The sequence below is a fragment of the Photorhabdus temperata genome (assembly GCF_025384845.1).
In the GTDB taxonomy this organism is placed as follows: Bacteria; Pseudomonadota; Gammaproteobacteria; order Enterobacterales; family Enterobacteriaceae; genus Photorhabdus; species Photorhabdus temperata.
The window spans coordinates 34,530-53,138 of the sequence record NZ_JAJAFX010000009.1 but is presented as its reverse complement, the minus strand read 5'-3'; the positions used below and the strand labels follow the sequence as shown (position 1 = coordinate 53,138).

The 18,609-nt window shown below is 44.0% G+C and carries 21 protein-coding genes and 2 tRNA genes; 7 read left to right on the top strand and 16 right to left on the bottom strand.

All coding sequences use genetic code 11. The features are described from left to right. Nucleotides 1-37 precede the first annotated feature (37 nt). The 7 genes from LGZ99_RS05225 to rlmE form a co-directional block, all read right to left on the bottom strand. Nucleotides 38-114, bottom strand: a tRNA-Met gene (locus LGZ99_RS05225). 60 nt (nt 115-174) lie between these two features. Beyond that, a tRNA-Leu gene (locus LGZ99_RS05220) sits at nt 175-263 on the bottom strand. A gap of 59 nt (nt 264-322) precedes the next feature. Continuing rightward, nucleotides 323-661 carry a preprotein translocase subunit SecG gene (secG, locus tag LGZ99_RS05215; protein ID WP_021323305.1) on the bottom strand — a complete coding sequence of 113 codons (339 nt, stop codon included), beginning with the start codon at nt 659-661 and terminating at the stop codon, nt 323-325. A gap of 175 nt (nt 662-836) precedes the next feature. Continuing rightward, a complete protein-coding gene (gene glmM / locus LGZ99_RS05210) occupies nt 837-2,174 on the bottom strand; it encodes a phosphoglucosamine mutase (RefSeq protein ID WP_021323304.1) in 1,338 nt (445 codons plus the stop codon). Beyond that, nucleotides 2,171-3,016 (bottom strand): dihydropteroate synthase, encoded by an 846-nt coding sequence (gene folP, locus LGZ99_RS05205; RefSeq protein ID WP_021323303.1) that lies wholly within the window; start codon nt 3,014-3,016, stop codon nt 2,171-2,173. The genes glmM and folP overlap by 4 nt, the downstream gene beginning before the upstream one ends. A 76-nt stretch (nt 3,017-3,092) precedes the next feature. After that, nucleotides 3,093-5,045 (bottom strand): ATP-dependent zinc metalloprotease FtsH, encoded by a 1,953-nt coding sequence (gene ftsH, locus LGZ99_RS05200; protein ID WP_021323302.1) that lies wholly within the window; start codon nt 5,043-5,045, stop codon nt 3,093-3,095. Nucleotides 5,046-5,093: 48 nt separating this feature from the next. Next, nucleotides 5,094-5,723, bottom strand: coding sequence for a 23S rRNA (uridine(2552)-2'-O)-methyltransferase RlmE (gene rlmE / locus LGZ99_RS05195; RefSeq protein ID WP_036836731.1), 630 nt, complete (start codon nt 5,721-5,723; stop codon nt 5,094-5,096). A 137-nt stretch (nt 5,724-5,860) separates the two neighbouring features. Between rlmE and yhbY the strand changes: the two genes are divergently transcribed. Further along, on the top strand, nt 5,861-6,154 hold the full coding sequence (gene yhbY, locus LGZ99_RS05190; RefSeq protein WP_021323300.1) for a ribosome assembly RNA-binding protein YhbY: 294 nt from the start codon (nt 5,861-5,863) through the stop codon (nt 6,152-6,154). A gap of 136 nt (nt 6,155-6,290) precedes the next feature. On the opposite strand, the gene greA is transcribed toward yhbY, so the two are convergent. Then, nucleotides 6,291-6,767 carry a transcription elongation factor GreA gene (gene greA / locus LGZ99_RS05185; protein WP_021323299.1) on the bottom strand — a complete coding sequence of 159 codons (477 nt, stop codon included), beginning with the start codon at nt 6,765-6,767 and terminating at the stop codon, nt 6,291-6,293. Between the two features lie 260 nt (nt 6,768-7,027). Between greA and dacB the strand changes: the two genes are divergently transcribed. Beyond that, a complete protein-coding gene (gene dacB / locus LGZ99_RS05180; RefSeq protein WP_036836730.1) occupies nt 7,028-8,476 on the top strand; it encodes a serine-type D-Ala-D-Ala carboxypeptidase in 1,449 nt (482 codons plus the stop codon). A 57-nt stretch (nt 8,477-8,533) separates the two neighbouring features. Here the strand turns inward: dacB and cgtA are convergent, their stop codons facing one another. The 3 genes from cgtA to rplU all read right to left on the bottom strand — a co-directional run bounded on the left by cgtA (nt 8,534) and on the right by rplU (nt 10,423). Beyond that, a complete protein-coding gene (gene cgtA / locus LGZ99_RS05175; protein WP_036836729.1) occupies nt 8,534-9,709 on the bottom strand; it encodes an Obg family GTPase CgtA in 1,176 nt (391 codons plus the stop codon). Between the two features lie 128 nt (nt 9,710-9,837). Further along, nucleotides 9,838-10,095 (bottom strand): 50S ribosomal protein L27, encoded by a 258-nt coding sequence (gene rpmA, locus LGZ99_RS05170; protein WP_015836118.1) that lies wholly within the window; start codon nt 10,093-10,095, stop codon nt 9,838-9,840. A gap of 19 nt (nt 10,096-10,114) precedes the next feature. After that, the gene (rplU, locus tag LGZ99_RS05165) at nt 10,115-10,423 is read right to left on the bottom strand and encodes a 50S ribosomal protein L21 (RefSeq protein ID WP_021323298.1); all 309 of its coding nucleotides are present in this window, start codon (nt 10,421-10,423) and stop codon (nt 10,115-10,117) included. Nucleotides 10,424-10,673: 250 nt separating this feature from the next. On the opposite strand from rplU, the gene ispB reads away from it, so the two are divergent. Further along, nucleotides 10,674-11,645, top strand: a complete 972-nt coding sequence (gene ispB, locus LGZ99_RS05160; RefSeq protein ID WP_021323297.1) for an octaprenyl diphosphate synthase — start codon at nt 10,674-10,676, stop codon at nt 11,643-11,645. A gap of 22 nt (nt 11,646-11,667) precedes the next feature. Here ispB and LGZ99_RS05155 read toward each other — a convergent pair whose 3' ends face one another. After that, nucleotides 11,668-12,042: a DNA-binding protein gene (locus LGZ99_RS05155; protein WP_023043419.1), complete on the bottom strand. Its 375-nt coding sequence runs from the start codon at nt 12,040-12,042 to the stop codon at nt 11,668-11,670. Between the two features lie 76 nt (nt 12,043-12,118). Beyond that, nucleotides 12,119-12,466, bottom strand: coding sequence for a DNA-binding protein (locus LGZ99_RS05150; RefSeq protein WP_036836727.1), 348 nt, complete (start codon nt 12,464-12,466; stop codon nt 12,119-12,121). 185 nt (nt 12,467-12,651) lie between these two features. Here LGZ99_RS05150 and LGZ99_RS05145 point away from each other — a divergent pair, with 185 nt between their 5' ends. After that, complete coding sequence (locus tag LGZ99_RS05145; protein WP_021323294.1) at nt 12,652-12,918, top strand: helix-turn-helix domain-containing protein; 267 nt, start codon at nt 12,652-12,654, stop codon at nt 12,916-12,918. A gap of 102 nt (nt 12,919-13,020) precedes the next feature. Here the strand turns inward: LGZ99_RS05145 and mdh are convergent, their stop codons facing one another. Continuing rightward, a complete protein-coding gene (gene mdh, locus LGZ99_RS05140) occupies nt 13,021-13,959 on the bottom strand; it encodes a malate dehydrogenase (RefSeq protein ID WP_021323293.1) in 939 nt (312 codons plus the stop codon). A 453-nt stretch (nt 13,960-14,412) separates the two neighbouring features. Here mdh and argR point away from each other — a divergent pair, with 453 nt between their 5' ends. After that, nucleotides 14,413-14,883: a transcriptional regulator ArgR gene (gene argR, locus LGZ99_RS05135; RefSeq protein WP_021323292.1), complete on the top strand. Its 471-nt coding sequence runs from the start codon at nt 14,413-14,415 to the stop codon at nt 14,881-14,883. A gap of 46 nt (nt 14,884-14,929) precedes the next feature. Here argR and mpl read toward each other — a convergent pair whose 3' ends face one another. After that, nucleotides 14,930-16,300 (bottom strand): UDP-N-acetylmuramate:L-alanyl-gamma-D-glutamyl-meso-diaminopimelate ligase, encoded by a 1,371-nt coding sequence (gene mpl, locus LGZ99_RS05130; RefSeq protein ID WP_023043420.1) that lies wholly within the window; start codon nt 16,298-16,300, stop codon nt 14,930-14,932. Nucleotides 16,301-16,465: 165 nt separating this feature from the next. Here mpl and fbp point away from each other — a divergent pair, with 165 nt between their 5' ends. Together fbp and ppa are read left to right on the top strand one after the other, a co-directional pair. Then, complete coding sequence (gene fbp / locus LGZ99_RS05125; RefSeq protein WP_023043421.1) at nt 16,466-17,470, top strand: class 1 fructose-bisphosphatase; 1,005 nt, start codon at nt 16,466-16,468, stop codon at nt 17,468-17,470. Between the two features lie 156 nt (nt 17,471-17,626). Further along, entirely contained in the window at nt 17,627-18,157 is a 531-nt protein-coding gene (ppa, locus tag LGZ99_RS05120; protein WP_036836726.1) for an inorganic diphosphatase, read from the top strand. 102 nt (nt 18,158-18,259) lie between these two features. Here ppa and LGZ99_RS05115 read toward each other — a convergent pair whose 3' ends face one another. Further along, nucleotides 18,260-18,607: a gamma-glutamylcyclotransferase family protein gene (locus LGZ99_RS05115; protein WP_021323288.1), complete on the bottom strand. Its 348-nt coding sequence runs from the start codon at nt 18,605-18,607 to the stop codon at nt 18,260-18,262. Nucleotides 18,608-18,609: the final 2 nt, after the last annotated feature.

The following is an 18,609-nucleotide window of genomic DNA, read 5'->3' as shown; positions in this document are numbered from 1 at the left end:
ATTATTTCACTCGAAAAAGGTACATCTTATTAAGAAGTGGTTGCGGGAGCCGGATTTGAACCGACGACCTTCGGGTTATGAGCCCGACGAGCTACCATGCTGCTCCATCCCGCGTTCGAAAACGTGGCAAATATTACGCTGATAACTGCCAAAACGCAAGCTATCTGAATTTAATGGTACCGAGGACGGGACTTGAACCCGTAAGCCCTAGTGTGGGCACTACCACCTCAAGGTAGCGTGTCTACCAATTTCACCACCTCGGCACTGATATAAGGTTATCTACTTAACCAACAACCTCATTCCAATTCTTTTTTCGTGACGGTTACTGCGGAATGTCACTATTCGGTGCTGCTGGCGCTGTCGGGATTTCTGTGGACTTCTCGACTTTAGCCGGTTCACCGATATTCTCCCACTTACTGCCTATACTCGTTTGGTTACTGGTCATATTCCCAAGCACCAAACTAATAATAAAAAACAGAGTGGCAAAAAGCGCAGTCATACGGGTCATAAAGTTACCAGAACCCGATGAACCAAACAGTGTTGCAGACGCACCCGCACCAAAGGAAGCACCCATATCAGCACCTTTACCCTGCTGTAGCATAACCAAGGCAATCAGCCCGATAGCAACCAGCAAGAAAACAACTAAAAGAGCTTCATACATATGTTGTACCTGTATCCTCGTGGGGTTTACCACGATTTACGTGGTTACCTTATACCGCATCACCCACCCAAACAGATTAATCGCCTGTTGAGTGGGTGTGAATACTAACCAAACAACATCTGATACGCAAGGTTAATTTCAATAATCAGAATCACTTGAGGAAAAAAACAACAAATTAACCAGCGTGTTTCACTGCATCAGCAATGCGATGCGCCAAAGCCGTTACCTGAACATCATCTTCGCCTTCCACCATGACACGAATCAATGGCTCAGTGCCCGACTTACGTAATAGTACCCGTCCACGGCCATTTAATTCAGCCTCAACAGATTTGGCGACACTGATTACATTTTCTGATTGAAGCGGATCGTGTGAACCAGAAAAACGAACATTTACCAGCACCTGCGGCAAAAGTTTCATACCACTGCATAAATCATGCAGGCTCATATGGTTACGCACCATTGCACTCAGAATCTGAAGGCCAGCAACAATACCATCACCTGTGGTTGTTTTATCAAGCAGAATAACATGACCGGAATTTTCAGCACCTAAACGCCAGCCTTCTTCCTGCAATTTTTCCAGCACATAACGGTCACCCACCTTAGTACGCAAGAATGGGATACCAAGCTGTTTCAATGCCAACTCCAATCCCATATTACTCATCAGCGTGCCCACAACACCACCACGCAGTTGTCCCTGTCTCAAGGCTTCGCGGGCAATAATATAAAGGATCTGATCGCCATCAACTTTCTGCCCCAAGTGGTCAACCATAATCACGCGGTCACCATCACCATCGAATGCCAGGCCGACATCTGCCTTCTCTTCTACAACACGTTGCTGCAACAACCGAACATCGGTAGCACCACATTTTTCGTTGATATTAATCCCGTTCGGCTCACAGCCAATCGTCACAACATTAGCCCCTAGCTCTCTGAGTACATTTGGAGCAATGTGATAAGTCGCACCGTTAGCGCAGTCAAGAACAATTTTCAACCCATTGAGACTTTGTTCGCTTGGAAATGTCCCTTTACAGAACTCAATATAACGACCAGCCGCATCAACAATACGGTTTGCACGTCCTAATTCTGCGGATTCCACGCAAGTCAGTGGTTTTTCCATTTCGGCTTCAATCGCTTCTTCCACATCATCCGGCAGTTTCTTACCGTCAATAGAGAAGAATTTAATACCATTATCATAATAAGGATTATGAGAAGCAGAAATAACAATTCCAGCTTCAGCACGGAAAGTACGGGTCAGATAAGCAACAGCTGGTGTTGGCATAGGACCAGTAAATGAAGCAGACAAACCAGCCGCTGCCAAACCTGCTTCTAAAGAAGACTCCAGCATATAGCCAGAAATGCGGGTATCCTTACCGATAATGATTTTACGAGAACCATGACGAGCCAGTACCTTACCCGCAGCCCAACCGAGCTTTAACACAAAATCCGGCGTGATTGGGCTATCGCCCACTTTGCCACGGATGCCATCAGTACCAAAGTATTTGCGGTTACTCATAGTTTCTTTTCTTCCTTTACTAAAAGTGTTGCTTCAACAATTCGCATTGCCTGCACGGTCTCTTTAACGTCATGTACCCGGATAATTTGCGCTCCTTGCATAGCGGCAATAACAGCGCAGGCCACACTACCGGCAACCCTTTCTTGTGCTGGGACATGAAGCAGCTGACCTATCATGGATTTACGTGACATTCCCGCCAACACAGGCAAACCAAATTGATGAAGTTCGTTTAAATGCGCCAGTAACTGATAATTATGCGTCAAGCCTTTGCCAAAACCGAAGCCCGGATCAAGAATAAGTTTATCTTTTGCTATCCCTGCCGCCATACAACGTTCAATTTGTTCAGTAAAAAATTGTTTCACTTCGCCCAACAAATTTTCATAATGTGGCGCATCCTGCATAGTCCTCGGCTGACCTTTCATATGCATCAAACAAACAGGTAAGCCAGATTGAGCAGCACTTTCCAAAGCACCAGATTCTTGCAATGAACGAATATCGTTAATCAAATGTGCACCAGCTTTTGCTGATTCACTCATAACCAATGCTTTTGAGGTATCAACAGAAATCCAAATATTAAATCGTTGAGCTAAAGCTTCAATAACCGGAACAACCCGATCTACTTCTTCCTGTTCACTGACCTCATCAGCACCCGGACGGGTAGATTCTCCGCCAACATCAATGATTGCAGCTCCTGCGAGAACCATCTTTTCAGCATGTCGTAAGGCCATATCCAAAGTATTATGAGCACCACCATCAGAAAATGAATCTGGAGTAACATTCAAAATACCCATCACTTGCGGGCGGGAGAGATCGAGAACATTATCTCTAGCTATGAGTTTCATGCTGGTCTACCTTTAATATCAAAACCCCAGGGCTTGCCTGGGGTTTAGTACATATATCTATCGGACTAAGGAACAATTACAAATCTTTATTTTCTGATTGTTCACCATCTTGTACCGACGTATTGACATCATCAGTTGGTTTTGCAGCCTGTGGCGATGGCGTATTACTTGCTGGTCGGCTGTTATTGTTGCTACCGTTACCATTTTCCCATCCTGCTGGCGGGCGCACATTCGTACGATTCATTAAGTCATCGATCTGAGGTGCATCAATAGTTTCGTACTTCATCAATGCGTCTTTCATCGAATGCAGAATATCAAGATTGTCCATCAGGATATGACGGGCACGTTGATAGTTATGGTCGATAATGGCCTTAACTTCCTGATCGATCAGACGAGCCGTTTCATCAGACATATGTTTAGCTTTCGCAACTGAACGCCCGAGGAACACTTCTCCTTCTTCCTCCGCATAGAGCAATGGGCCGAGTTTTTCCGAGAAACCCCACTGCGTTACCATGTTACGGGCAATTGATGTTGCAACCTTGATATCGTTAGATGCGCCAGTAGAAACACTGTCTGGACCATAAATAATCTCTTCTGCCAGACGGCCGCCGTATAAGGTTGAAATCTGGCTTTCCAGTTTCTGGCGGCTAGCGCTGATCTGATCCCCTTCCGGCAGGAAGAAAGTCACACCCAAAGCGCGGCCACGAGGAATAATGGTAACTTTATGAACAGGATCATGCTCAGGAACCAAACGACCAATAATGGCATGGCCTGCTTCATGATAAGCAGTTGATTCTTTTTGCTCTTCCGTCATCACCATGGAACGGCGCTCCGCACCCATCATGATTTTGTCTTTCGCTTTTTCGAATTCAACCATAGAAACCACACGTCTGTTGCCACGGGCAGCAAACAAAGCAGCTTCATTCACCAAATTCGCCAAATCAGCACCAGAGAATCCCGGAGTACCGCGCGCAATGACAGAAGCATCGACATCAGTATCCAAAGGAACCCGGCGCATATGAACTTTCAGAATCTGCTCACGACCACGTACGTCTGGCAGACCGACAACAACCTGGCGGTCAAAACGCCCAGGGCGCAGTAACGCCGGATCAAGTACGTCAGGGCGGTTAGTTGCGGCAATGACGATAATACCTTCGTTACCTTCAAAGCCATCCATCTCAACCAGCATCTGGTTCAAAGTCTGCTCACGTTCATCGTGACCACCACCCAAACCGGCACCACGCTGGCGGCCTACTGCATCAATCTCATCAATAAAAATGATACAAGGTGCCGCTTTCTTCGCCTGTTCGAACATATCACGAACACGGGATGCACCAACACCGACAAACATTTCAACAAAGTCAGAGCCGGAAATAGTAAAGAATGGCACTTTTGCCTCACCGGCAATTGCTTTTGCCAGCAAAGTCTTACCAGTACCTGGGGGCCCGACCATCAGAATACCTTTTGGGATTTTTCCACCCAATTTCTGGAAACGGCCTGGCTCACGCAGATATTCCACCAGTTCACCGACTTCTTCTTTCGCTTCGTCGCAACCAGCAACATCAGCAAAAGTGGTTTTAATCTGATCTTCTGTCAGCATACGGGCTTTACTTTTACCAAAAGACATTGCCCCTTTACCGCCACCGCCCTGCATCTGACGCATAAAGAAAATCCAGACCCCGATAAGCAGTAACATCGGGAACCAGGAAATGAAAATAGAAGTTAGCAGGCTTGGTTCTTCCGGCGGTTCACCAACCACTTTCACGTTCTTATTCAGTAACGTATCAAGCAGTTTTTCATCCTGTATTGGTAGGTAAGTGGTGTATCTGCTGTTATCTTTCTTACTAACATTAATTTCACGACCTGTGATACGAACTTCGCGCACCTGATCCTGGGCTAACTCATTGATGAAGGTAGAGTAATCCACCCTACGACTATTGGAATCGCTGGGACCAAAACTCTGGAATAACGACATCAGCACAACTGCGATAACTAACCAGAGAATCAGGTTTTTCGCCATGTCACTCAAGGGATTAACCTCATATTACAACTGTGTTAACAAATAGCATTCAGGGTACTATAGTTTCCGCCCTGTCGCTACAATGTATACTTCACGCGATCGTGCCCGCGAAGCGTCTGGCTTACGAATTTTCACGTTCGTAAACAGGGAGCGAATTTCCCTCAGGTATTCATCAAAGCCCTCTCCCTGAAACACTTTGACAATGAAACTCCCCCTAGGGGCCAGCACATCACGACACATATCTAACGCCAATTCAACCAGATACATGGATCGAGGAATATCGACCGCAGGTGTTCCGCTCATATTGGGCGCCATATCCGACATGACAACCTGGACTTTGTTATCACCAACTCGCTCAAGCAATGCTTTCAATACAAGTTCATCACGAAAATCGCCCTGAAGGAAATCGACTCCGACAATTGGATCCATCGGTAAAAGATCACAGGCAATCACCCGCCCATGCTCATTAATTTGACTCACTGCGTACTGAGACCACCCACCAGGGGCGGCGCCTAAATCGACAACGGTCATGCCGGGCTTAAAAATTTTGTCACTTTGTTGAATTTCATCAAGTTTAAACCAAGCGCGAGAGCGAAGCCCTTTTTTCTGTGCCTGAAGAACATATTTATCACTAAAGTGTTCCTGTAACCAGCGGCTGGAGCTTGCCGAACGTTTTTTATTGGCCATTGTCCTTTCCAACTATACTAATAAAGAGCCAGATATCTATTGCTCCGCACACCAAAACCACAACACACTATTTATGGTGATAGATATGAGATGGCGGTAGAATGTCCCGTTTTCAATCCTAACTAAGCAAAAAAACAATGACTCTTAATAAAAAACAAGTGCAACACCTGAAAAGTCTAGCTCATCCGTTAAAACCTGTCGTCATGATTGGTAACAACGGCTTGACTGAGGGCGTGTTGGCTGAAATTGAACAAACGCTGGCACACCATGAGCTTATCAAAGTCAAAATCGCAGGCGAAGATCGTGAAATCAAAAATTTGATCGCCGATGCAATTGTCCGCGAAACTGGTGCATATAATGTGCAAATTATCGGAAAAATACTGGTTCTTTACCGCCAATCGGAAGAACGCAGAATTATTTTACCTAAATAATCAAACCACATTTATATAAAAATGCCATGCGCATGATTATGGTAAAAAAGGCCGTATCCGGCCTTTTTTACCTTCTCTACGATTTTTGCGTAACTTTACCTAATAGGAGTCAATAGCAACAGGCTAATTCTGAAGTTTAAATATATTCAACTTTCAGGATTTCATATTCAACTTCACCGCCTGGTGTTTTGATAATAACAACGTCATCAGCTTCTTTACCAATCAGACCACGGGCAATTGGTGAATTCACTGAGATTAAATTCTCTTTAATATCAGCTTCATCATCACCTACAATCCGGTAGGTTTGCTCTTCATCCGTATTTACATTCAAAGCTGTAACTGTAGCGCCAAAAATAACGCGCCCAGTCTTGGGCATTTTTGTGACATCAATCACTTGTGCATTAGAAAGCTTAGCTTCGATTTCCTGAATACGGCCTTCGCAGAAACCTTGCTGTTCACGGGCTGCATGATATTCAGCGTTTTCTTTCAGATCACCATGTTCACGCGCTTCAGCAATGTCTGAAATAATTTTTGGACGGCGTACGTTCTTTAGATAATCTAACTCTTCGCGCAACTTATCCGCGCCACGTACCGTCATTGGAATCTGTTTCATTTATTAATCCTCTAAATCTTTCCTGAGCAAAAAACAAGCATCATCCTGATGTTTTCAGATAACAGCACAATGAGCACGCCTTGTCGGGCGGGCTTCCAGACAATAAACAATAATGTGAACCATCGGGCTACCCAGAGTTCACAGTCATATTCTACATATTAATATATCATTCTAACGTAGACTTGATGATGGGTCATCGTTTACTTTCCCCCTCGTTGCGTCTTAGTATTGTGGCATGTCCACATCCATATGCGAAATTTATGTCCTTCTTTAAAATTGCCAGCAAATTAGTTTGTGTTACCTGTCTGTACTTGGCTACCCCCAACGCAAACGCCACACCTGTTGAGGAATATACGCAATATCTGCCTGATGGCACTAATCTTGCGTTAATCGCTCAGAAAGTTGGCGCCAGTACCCCGGTAATTGATTATCACGGGCAGCAAATGGCTCTGCCAGCAAGTACGTTGAAAGTTGTCACAGCGCTTGCAGCATTGTTACAACTAGGAAAAGATTATCGCTTTATCACCACATTGGAAAGTCATGGCAAAATTTCAAACGGTATTTTAAAAGGGAATTTGATCGCTCGTTTTGTCGGAGATCCAACACTGACCCGCCAACAACTTCGCAATATGGTTACAGTTTTGAGCCAAGCCGGCGTGAAAAAAATTGACGGTGATCTTTTAATAGATGTCTCCGCTTTTGCCAGCCACGATAAGGCTCCCGGCTGGGTATGGAATGACATGACCCAATGTTTCAGTGCGCCACCTGCTGCCGCAATCGTAGATCGAAACTGTTTTTCCGTTTCACTGTATAGCGCAGAACGTCCCGGTGATACTGCATTCATCCGTGTTGCATCTTTTTATCCAGTGAATATGTTCAGTGAAGTTAAAACATTGGCAAAAGGCGCTCCTGAAAGCCAGTATTGTGAATTAGATGTCGTTCCAGGAGAACTCAATCGTTTTACACTTACCGGATGCCTTACTCAGCGCAGCGAACCATTACCATTAGCTTTCGCTATTCAGAACGGAACCAGCTATGCGGGGGCAGTTCTCAAAAACGAACTACAAATTGCTGGAATTGAAATCACAGGCAACCTCAAACGCCAAAACTTACCAACTGAGCCGGGTAAAGTGCTGGCTCAGAATCAATCAGCACCATTACATGATCTGCTGAAAATAATGCTGAAAAAATCTGACAATATGATCGCGGATACCGTATTCAGGACAATAGGCCGACAACACTTTAATATACCAGGAACCTGGCGTTCAGGCTCTGATGCGGTACGGCAAGTATTGAAACAAAAAGCGGGTATCGACCTGGGAAATACCGTGATGGTAGATGGCTCAGGATTATCCCGCCATAATCTGATCACCCCAGCAACCATGATGGAAGTATTACAGTTTATTGCTCAACATGATCAAGAATTAGATTTCATTTCCATGCTGCCATTAGCTGGTCATGACGGTACTCTAAAATACCGGGGAGGATTAGATGAAGCAGGAGTAAACGGGAAAGTTTCGGCTAAAACCGGAGCCCTGCAAGGAGTGTATAATCTGGCTGGCTTTATAACCACTGCCAACGGTCAGCGAGTTGCCTTCGTACAATTTATTTCTGCTTATGCTGTACCACCAAAAGATCATCGCAACCGCCGGGCTCCTTTGATACGGTTCGAAAGCAGGCTGTATAAAGATTTATACCAACACAACTAATAAAATCGGCGCCACAAATAAGTGGCGCCCTTAGCTATTAATGAAAGATCAGGAGTATCAACGTTTATAAATAACCTCAACGCCTTCATCGTCATCTTCGTCCCAATCGTCATCCCAGTCATCGTCTGCTTCCGAAACCTGTTCGAGTTGCTCTTTGTGGTAATCATCCCACATGAATTCAACTTTCTCAGGCTGAGCTTCATCTTCTGTTGTACTCATATTACGGGGTTTAGTTTTCATAAACTCCATAATATCCCAACAAAGCTCTTTAACACCCAGACGATTTATCGCTGAGATCATGTAAAAATCGCCTTCCCAACCTAATTCATCAGCGATAGCTTGCGCACGCTGTTTAGCTTCTTCTGGCTCTAACAGATCAACTTTATTGAATACCAACCAGCGTGGTTTTTCTGCCAATTTTTCGCTGTATTGCTGTAGCTCATTGACAATAATCCGGGCATTTTCAACAGGATCTGATTCATCAACAGGGCAAATATCAATTAAGTGTAGCAGCACCCGACAACGTTCCAAATGTTTCAAGAAACGAATACCCAAGCCAGCACCGTCGGAAGCACCTTCAATAAGCCCTGGAATATCCGCAACCACGAAACTCTGCTCGTTATCCATCCTTACTACACCCAAGCTTGGTACCAGAGTTGTAAATGGATAATCTGCAACTTTTGGTTTAGCGGCGGAAACAGCACGGATAAATGTGGATTTACCCGCATTTGGCATCCCCAGCATACCAACATCTGCCAACAACATCAGTTCCAACATCAATTCGCGGGTTTCACCTGAAGTCCCCATTGTTCTTTGACGAGGAGCCCGGTTAACAGAAGATTTAAAGCGGGTATTACCCAGTCCATGGAACCCACCTTTCGCTACCATCAGACGCTGTTCATGACGAATCATATCGCCCAGAACCTCACCGGTTGCCACATCGCGGATACGCGTGCCAACAGGCACTTTAATCGTAATATCCTGACCACGTTTACCAGTACAATCACGGCTCTGGCCATTTTGCCCACGTTCCGCCCGGAAAGACTTTTCAAAACGATAGTCAATTAGTGTGTTGAGATTTTCATCTGCCAGCAGATAAACATCTCCACCATCTCCACCGTCACCACCGTCTGGCCCACCTTTCGGAATATATTTTTCACGACGGAAGCTGACACAACCATTGCCACCATCCCCCGCAACAACCAGTATTCTGGCTTCATCTACAAATTTCATATTTTTTCTCCGTATGATAGCCACTATAGTGCTGGACGGCTGTTTTACCCAGAGATGGCGTATTCAGAATAATAAAAAGCCCCGCAACGCATTGCAGGGCTTCTGATTCGGTTTATAACTCGAAAAACTTATTCAGCTTCGATGCTGATAAATTTGCGGTTTTTCGGGCCTTTAACTTCGAACTTAACTTTCCCGTCAGCTAATGCGAACAGGGTGTGGTCACGACCACAACCAACGTTACTGCCAGCGTGGAATTTAGTACCACGTTGACGAACAATGATGCTGCCTGCTAATACAGACTCGCCACCAAAACGTTTTACACCCAGACGTTTACTTTCAGAATCGCGGCCATTACGAGTTGAGCCGCCAGCCTTTTTGTGTGCCATTAATCTGCTCTCCTAAATCTTAAGCGATGCCAGTGATTTTAACATCAGTGAACCACTGACGGTGGCCTTGCTGCTTACGGCTGTGTTTACGACGACGAAACTTAACGATTTTAATTTTCTCGCCGCGACCATGAGCAACCACTTCAGCTTTGACTTTAATGCCTTCAACTACAGGAGCGCCGATTTTGATGTCATCACCATTAGCGACCATCAGAACCTGGTCAAACTCAACAGTTTCACCTGTTGCGATGTCCAGCTTTTCCAGGCGAATTGTTTGACCTTCGCTGACTCGGTGTTGTTTACCACCACTTTGGAAAACCGCGTACATATAAACTCCGCTTTCCGCACGCCCCCTAAATATCATTCCAGAGCGCGCTATAAATATTCATAATAGGGCGCGAATTCTACGCAAAAAAGCCTAAGAAGACAAGAGCAGAATTAGAGCAGATGATAAAAAAACATAGTTTCTGAATTGTCATTTATTTGAACTGTTTTTCGAGTACAATCAAGACACAGCGATAACTATTATAATGTTAATATGAACACTGCCCTGCATTAGAACCCATAGCCGAAAAAACATGAATTTAGAATCTATTATCAAGCTAACCGCTGATGATATGGCAGCGGTAAATGAAGCCATTCTTAGCCAGTTGAATTCTGACGTTACTCTTATAAATCAACTGGGCTACTACATAATCAGTGGCGGTGGAAAGCGCATCCGCCCAATCATTGCCATTCTCGCTGGCAGAGCATTAGGTTGTCAGGGTGATAAGCATATTACTGTTGCCGCTTTAATTGAATTTATCCACACAGCAACCTTGTTACATGATGATGTTGTGGATGAATCGGATATGCGACGTGGCAAAGCCACAGCCAATGCCACTTTTGGTAACGCGGCCAGTGTACTGGTTGGCGATTTTATATATACCCGCTCGTTTCAGATGATGACCACTCTTAACTCTATGCGGGTTCTTAAACTGATGTCAGAAGCAACTAATGTTATCGCTGAAGGCGAGGTTTTACAGTTAATGAACTGCAATGATCCAGATATCTCTGAAGACGATTATATGCGCGTGATTTACAGTAAAACAGCACGGCTGTTTGAAGTTGCCGCCCACTCTTCTGCGATTCTTTCCAACGCGACACCAGAACAGGAAGCTGCTTTACAAGATTACGGACGTTATTTAGGCACTGCATTCCAGCTAATTGATGATTTGCTGGACTATGATGCCGATAGCGACACACTAGGCAAAAACACGGGTGATGACCTCAATGAAGGTAAACCAACATTACCATTACTGCACGCTATGAATCATGGTAACCCAGAACAATCATCACTTATCCGTGAAGCAATTGAAAAAGGTAATGGTCGCCATTTACTCGAAACCGTACTGACAACAATGAAACAGTGCGGTTCGCTGGAATATACCCGTAAGCGAGCAGAAGAAGAAGCAGATAAAGCCATTGCTGCTTTACAGGTGCTGGGAAGCTCCCCATACAAGCAAGCACTTGTGGGGTTAGCACATATCGCCGTACAACGCCTCTCTTAATTGATAGCAGCAAAACCTGGGGTTAATCTGCCTCCAGGTTTTTCTCTACGTCTTCAACATCAATATAGCTAATAAGTTTTGCCAACCCTTCCCGAAGAATGAATTTCACAATTTTTTCCCGCTCAACTTTAGTCAGTTGATAGTAAGCTTCAACCCAGATTAAGAATGGGTCCTGCCGTTTGTTTGCATAATCAACCGTGTTTTCCCCTACGGATAACATATTAAGTACATCTTCAGGCAAACTGTTTATATGATATTCAAGAGCCTTGCCCTGAACACCCAGTTTACGTCTATATTCCCATTCTTCCCGCCTTGCCATCAGATTTATTCCCTGTGGCGAAGAAGGAAGTCCGGCAATACCAACCAGCTCTTTAGCTGAGTACCATTCTTTTTTCATACTTTTCTTCTCACTTTGCACCGGGATAATGAAGAAGAAGCCAAGTTAATTGGCATTTTAAATTTCCAAAAATGAGTTAAATAACAGAAATTCTTTCCAAAAAACTTCTGATACCGTCTCGTAAAATCATGGCTGTCACAGCCTGTTTCTCAGATTCTGACAACTGGTGGAAAGCTCCAACCCAAATCGATAAAGGATCTTGCTTCTGCACCTGATACTCAGAAGATGATTCATGAAGCTCCAGCGCTGCAATGGTCGTCTCTGGAAAACAGGAATAGTGATATTCGACTGCTTTGCCTTGTACTCCTTGCCTTTTCTGACATAACCACTCCTCGCGTTTTGCTCTGGCATTAACTCCTTGTGGTGATCCAGGTAACTCACCCACGCCAACCAATTCCTTGGCCGAAAACCACTCTTTTTTCATCACGTTTCTCTATTTTTGTAACCAAGTTCAAAAAAGAAGTTTTTAAGAAAAAATTTGGAAATATTTTTAGAAAAATAATGCTATTTTGTTTCTCAATAACAGGTTTCAGTTCGTTATTGCTCTCATGCAGACCTGTTATTTATACCACTAACATAGCATCAAATTTAATAAAAAAAGGATTAAAAATGATTTCAAGGAAATCTGATTGGCATCCTGCCGACATAATTGCAGCTTTACGCAAGCGGGGAACAACCTTAGCTGAGGTATCACGCAAAGCGGGACTGAGCTCATCTACACTCGCTAATGCACTATCTCGCCCATGGCCAAAGGGAGAATGGATAATTGCGAATTATCTGGAAATACATCCTTCAGAGATTTGGCCGAGTCGTTATTTTGATCCAAATACCGGAGAATTATTAGAAAGGAAAGTACGCGAACAAACAAATAATTAGCTAACGAATTATTTTCGTTAAATAAAAACCGCCGGTAATTCGTTATACCAGCGGTTTTTATTGTTTCATAACTATATATTTTATATTTATAAAATATACCAATTAGTTATTAATGAATTTTTCACCTAATTCTATATCTTTTCTCAATACGTCCAACATGTCTTCCAGTGCTTTTTGTTCAAAATCACTCAATTTGCCAATTTCCAGACGCTCTTCTACGCCATTTTTACCCAAACGAACCGGTTGAGCGAAGAAACGCGCATATTTGCCATCACCCTCAACATAGGCACATTCAACAACATTGCTTTCGCCTTGTAAGCCACGGACCAAAGAAAGGCCCAGACGAGCCGCAGCTTGCCCCATAGACAGAGTTGCAGATCCACCACCAGCTTTAGCTTCAACGACTTCAGTACCTGCATTCTGAATACGTTTAGTTAAGGCAGCCAACTCTTCATCAGTAAAGCTCACACCAGGGATTTGGGACAACAGAGGCAGGATCGTCACACCAGAGTGACCACCGATAACCGGCACTTCGATTTCCTGCGGTTTTTTACCTTTCAATTCAGCAACAAAAGTATTGGAGCGGATAATATCCAGGGTTGTTACGCCAAACAGACGGTTTTTATCATATACACCCGCTTTTTTCAGCACTTCAGCCGCAATAGCTACAGTTGTGTTGACTGGGTTAGTAATAATCCCAATCAGTGCCTTCGGACACGTTTTAGCCACTTGTTCTACCAGGTTACGAACGATACCCGCGTTAACATTAAACAGATCTGAACGATCCATACCTGGTTTACGAGCAACACCAGCAGAAATCAATACAACGTCCGCTCCTTCCAACGCTGGCGTTGCATCTTCACCAGCAAAGCCCTTAATTCTCACATCCGTTGGAATGTGGCTCAAATCAGCAGCCACCCCAGGTGTCACTGGAGCGATATCATATAAAGAGAGTTCTGAACCTGAAGGAAGCTGGGTTTTTAGTAGAAGAGCAAGAGCCTGACCAATACCACCGGCTGCACCGAGAACTGCAACTTTCATCCTGATACTCCTTAAATCGTTTATACTTTAAAATGCTGTGAATTCATCTGGTTACAAACCATAGATTACTACTTTCTTGAAAACAATCTGTTAACAGCCAAATTGTGGACTTACGCTCTAATCGTGGGACGTAAAAGTCGCCGTATTCTAGGCAAAATGCTTATCTGTTAATGAGATAATGGACACTATTTTGATAATTGCCTTATGATTTTATAAAATAACCCGCTAAATACCTTACACCCAACAACAACACCAAACAACATCATTTGATTAACAATATACTTACATGATAACCAGCCCAAAAAAGCAAATTCTCATATTCATATTTTGTGAATTTCTATATAGCATAAGACTAATTCATGCTTTAAAAATGGTGATAAAATCATTCTTATTGCATAAAAATTCATTTGTATGCATAATATAATCTTCATAGCTGATTGAATATGGTGAAATATGCGTACTCCCTCTAAACAGGAAGAGTTAGTAAAAGCTTTCAAGGCGTTATTAAAAGAAGAAAAATTTAGCTCTCAAGGAGAAATCGTCACCGCCTTGCTGGAAGAAGGTTTTGAGAATATTAATCAATCCAAAGTCTCCAGAATGCTGACAAAATTTGGTGCTGTTCGCACCCGTAATGCAAAAATGGAAATGGTCTACTGCCTTCCTGCTGAGCTTGGCGTCCCTACTGCCACTAGTCCACTAAAAAACCTGGTACTGGATGTTGATCACAACCATTCAATTGTTGTCATTCGTACAAGCCCTGGCGCTGCTCAGCTTATTGCTCGCCTGTTGGATTCCCTTGGTAAAGCAGAAGGTATACTTGGCAGTATCGCGGGTGACGACACCATCTTCATCACACTTGCCAGAGGTTTCACGGCAGAACAGCTACGTGAAAAAATTCTTGAATTGTTTGAACAAGAACTTTAAATGAATCGCGCCATGCTGGCGCGATTCATTTTTCCTGCCGCCATCCTCAGGACTGATAAGTTTTTTTATTCAGTTCAGATAGTAGTTTTTCATGAATACCGCTAAACCCGCCATTACTCATAACCAAAATATGATCGCCTTTCTGTGCCTTATCAACAATCATATGCACCAGCGAATCAATGTCAGCGCTCCAATACGCTGGCTGAACACAACGATCTGCAATTTCTGATACATGCCATTTAATATTAGCTGGCTGAAATAAGAACACTTCATCAGCACGCCCCAGCGCTGGCGCGATCTCATTCTTACTTACACCCATTTTCATGGTATTTGAACGCGGTTCTAACACAGTAATAATACGGGCAGTTCCACCAACCTTACTACGCAGAGCTTCCAGTGTTGCCAGAATTGCTGTCGGGTGATGCGCAAAATCATCATAAACGGTGATGCCATTCTCCTCACCGCGTAGTTCAAGGCGACGGCTGGCATTAATAAAATCGCTCAAAGCACGACAGGCATCGGCTGGCTGGACACCAACATGATGTGCGGCTGCAATCGCAATCAGCCCATTACGCATATTATGTTCACCAACCAGTGACCAATTCACTTCTCCAACAATTTCACCACCATAAAACACCCGATAATCACTGCTGTCTGTACTTATCTTTTTTGCCTGCCAGCGACCGGTTTCACCCACCAGCTCCAATTCACTCCAGCATCCCATAGACAAGACATGTTTCAGGTTAATATCGTTATCCGGCACAAAGATCTTGCCACTAGCCGGAATAATCCTGACAAGATGATGGAACTGTCTCTGAATAGCTGCCAGATCGCCAAAAATATCCCCATGATCAAATTCGAGATTATTCATGATCAGCGTACGTGGGCTGTAATGCACAAACTTGGATCGTTTATCAAAGAAAGCACTGTCATATTCATCGGCTTCTATTACGAAAAACGGGCTTTCTCCGATCTGAGCTGATGTTGCAAAATTCCCAGGAACACCGCCAATCAAGAAACCCGGTTTATAGCCACAAGCTTCCAGAATCCAAGCCAACATGCCGGCGGTTGTTGTTTTACCATGCGTCCCTGCAACCGCCAAAACCCAACGCTCCGGTAAGACATAATCATGCAGCCATTGAGGGCCAGAGGTATAAGGGAGCCCACGCTCCAGCACAGCTTCTACACAAGGATTTCCACGGCTCATGACATTACCGATGATGACCATATCTGGCACAGAATCCAATTGTGCCGGATCATATCCCTGAATCAGGCTAATCCCATGTTTTTCTAGTAAGGTACTCATTGGTGGATAAACATTGGTATCTGAGCCGGTTACCTCATGGCCGAGAGAACGTGCCAAAATTGCCAGTCCACCCATAAAAGTACCGCAGATACCAAGAATATGAATACGCATTGATTTCCCATTCCATAGCATGAAGTTAACCACTATTCTAACCATCAAAAGCAAGATAAGAAATGGAATAGCCTATGAATCATCCCTTTCTTTGGCTAAACTGCCCGCGAAAGAGTGCAATGCACGCTCTAAAACCACTATCAAATCACATTCAGGACTTTCGTCATGAAAACATTAGGCGAATTCATCGTCGAAAAGCAGCAAGATTTTTCTCATGCCACGGGTGAGCTCACCGCATTGCTTTCCGCTATTAAGCTCGGAGCAAAAATCATTCACCGTGATATCAACAAAGCCGGTTTAGTGGATATTTTAGGGACCAGCGGTGCGTCCAATATCCAAGGCGAAGTTCAGATGAAACTGGACCTGTATGCTAATGAAAAACTCAAAGCAGCATTGAAAGCACGCGGTGAAGTTGCCGGTATCGCTTCCGAGGAAGAAGACGACATCGTTATTTTCGAAGGCGACCGCGCTGAAAATGCAAAATATGTTGTTTTGATGGATCCATTAGATGGTTCTTCAAATATTGATGTAAACGTTTCCGTTGGTACTATCTTCTCTATCTACCGTCGTATTACCCCAATCGGCGAACCAGTGACTGAAAAAGATTTCCTGCAACCAGGTCATCGCCAAGTCGCCGCCGGATATGTTGTCTACGGTTCTTCAACTATGTTGGTTTATACCACTGGCTGTGGTGTACATGCCTTTACTTATGATCCTTCACTGGGCGTATTCTGTCTTTCCCATGAGAAAGTCCAGTTCCCACCCAAAGGCAATATGTATTCCATCAACGAAGGGAATTACATCAAATTTCCTATGGGAGTGAAGAAATATATTAAATATTGCCAGGAACAGGATGAAGCGACTCAACGTCCTTACACCACACGTTATATTGGCTCGTTAGTTGCTGATTTCCACCGCAACCTGCTGAAAGGCGGAATCTACATTTACCCAAGCACCGCCAGCCATCCATCAGGAAAATTGCGTCTGCTGTATGAATGTAACCCAATGGCATTCCTGGCCGAACAGGCCGGCGGTAAAGCCAGTGATGGCGCCAACCGCATTCTGGATATCATCCCATCCAAACTGCATCAGCGCGTGCCTTTCTTTGTCGGCAGTAAATCAATGGTGGAGAAAGCCGAAAGTTTTATGGCTGAATTCCCGGATGAGTAATTTCATCGGTTAATGATGAATAGAAGGCGGAATTCACCGCCTTCCTTAGTTTTGCAGATTTTTAACAGAGAAGGTGCTAGATATGGTGAGATTTCATCATCATTCTGGCTATAATAACCCCCACTCTATTCTGGTTTGAAATATAAGGAAACTTTCATGAGCCTGAACTCAGTACCGGCAGGGAAAGAACTGCCTGAAGACATCTATGTCATTATTGAGATCCCTGCCAACGCAGATCCAATTAAATATGAAGTTGATAAAGAATCCGGTGCGCTGTTTGTAGACCGTTTTATGTCTACCGCAATGTTCTATCCATGTAACTATGGCTACATCAACAATACTCTGTCTCTGGATGGTGACCCGGTTGATGTTCTGGTTCCAACGCCATACCCATTACAACCAGGTGCTGTGATCCGTTGCCGTCCGGTTGGCGTTCTGAAAATGACTGATGAATCAGGTGAAGACGCTAAACTGGTTGCAGTTCCACACAGTAAACTAACCAAAGAATATGATCACATTAAGGATGTGAACGATCTGCCAGAATTACTGCGCGCTCAGATCACTCACTTCTTTGAGCACTACAAAGATCTGGAAAAAGGTAAGTGGGTTAAAGTTGATGGTTGGGATAATGCCGAAGCGGCTAAAGCAGAAATTATCTCCTCTTTCGAACGTGCTGCTAAGAAATAATCCATCTTTATGTGCATAATTAAAAAACCTCTGTGGAACATCACCGGCAGAGGTTTTTTAATGTCATAATCCCTTTTTATCATGATAAAAAGGGATTTTTATTTACTCTTCTGCGTGGCGCTTTAACCAGTCACCGCTTTTTATCCGCCGTAAACCAGCTACCGGAAACTGATAAAGATATATCCATGCACTGCCATATGGCGTCTGAATCAACTCCCTTACATACTCCCGAGAATTATCTTTCAAATCATCTAATTCTGTCAGGATAGTTGAGTTGATACGATATACCTCACATTCAATACTCCCGTCACCACGGATTACCGCAGGATAATACCCAAGGTCATACAGCTCATAGCCTTTCAGCTTATGATCCCCTAACCATTGAGCATCGGTCATCCAGTGATGATTGCCCTGTTTGCGCCGTAAGCTGCCATAAACAATAATTCGCATTT

Bases quoted from the DNA above. Each gene is read 5' to 3' on its own strand.
- secG (WP_021323305.1), bottom strand. From the start codon at position 661: ATGTATGAAGCTCTTTTAGTTGTTTTCTTGCTGGTTGCTATCGGGCTG.
- glmM (WP_021323304.1), bottom strand. From the start codon at position 2,174: ATGAGTAACCGCAAATACTTTGGTACTGATGGCATCCGTGGCAAAGTG.
- folP (WP_021323303.1), bottom strand. From the start codon at position 3,016: ATGAAACTCATAGCTAGAGATAATGTTCTCGATCTCTCCCGCCCGCAA.
- rlmE (WP_036836731.1), bottom strand. From the start codon at position 5,723: ATGGCCAATAAAAAACGTTCGGCAAGCTCCAGCCGCTGGTTACAGGAA.
- yhbY (WP_021323300.1), top strand. From the start codon at position 5,861: ATGACTCTTAATAAAAAACAAGTGCAACACCTGAAAAGTCTAGCTCAT.
- greA (WP_021323299.1), bottom strand. From the start codon at position 6,767: ATGAAACAGATTCCAATGACGGTACGTGGCGCGGATAAGTTGCGCGAA.
- dacB (WP_036836730.1), top strand. From the start codon at position 7,028: ATGTCCTTCTTTAAAATTGCCAGCAAATTAGTTTGTGTTACCTGTCTG.
- cgtA (WP_036836729.1), bottom strand. From the start codon at position 9,709: ATGAAATTTGTAGATGAAGCCAGAATACTGGTTGTTGCGGGGGATGGT.
- rpmA (WP_015836118.1), bottom strand. From the start codon at position 10,095: ATGGCACACAAAAAGGCTGGCGGCTCAACTCGTAATGGCCGCGATTCT.
- rplU (WP_021323298.1), bottom strand. From the start codon at position 10,423: ATGTACGCGGTTTTCCAAAGTGGTGGTAAACAACACCGAGTCAGCGAA.
- ispB (WP_021323297.1), top strand. From the start codon at position 10,674: ATGAATTTAGAATCTATTATCAAGCTAACCGCTGATGATATGGCAGCG.
- LGZ99_RS05155 (WP_023043419.1), bottom strand. From the start codon at position 12,042: ATGAAAAAAGAATGGTACTCAGCTAAAGAGCTGGTTGGTATTGCCGGA.
- LGZ99_RS05150 (WP_036836727.1), bottom strand. From the start codon at position 12,466: ATGAAAAAAGAGTGGTTTTCGGCCAAGGAATTGGTTGGCGTGGGTGAG.
- LGZ99_RS05145 (WP_021323294.1), top strand. From the start codon at position 12,652: ATGATTTCAAGGAAATCTGATTGGCATCCTGCCGACATAATTGCAGCT.
- mdh (WP_021323293.1), bottom strand. From the start codon at position 13,959: ATGAAAGTTGCAGTTCTCGGTGCAGCCGGTGGTATTGGTCAGGCTCTT.
- argR (WP_021323292.1), top strand. From the start codon at position 14,413: ATGCGTACTCCCTCTAAACAGGAAGAGTTAGTAAAAGCTTTCAAGGCG.
- mpl (WP_023043420.1), bottom strand. From the start codon at position 16,300: ATGCGTATTCATATTCTTGGTATCTGCGGTACTTTTATGGGTGGACTG.
- fbp (WP_023043421.1), top strand. From the start codon at position 16,466: ATGAAAACATTAGGCGAATTCATCGTCGAAAAGCAGCAAGATTTTTCT.
- ppa (WP_036836726.1), top strand. From the start codon at position 17,627: ATGAGCCTGAACTCAGTACCGGCAGGGAAAGAACTGCCTGAAGACATC.
- LGZ99_RS05115 (WP_021323288.1), bottom strand. From the start codon at position 18,607: ATGCGAATTATTGTTTATGGCAGCTTACGGCGCAAACAGGGCAATCAT.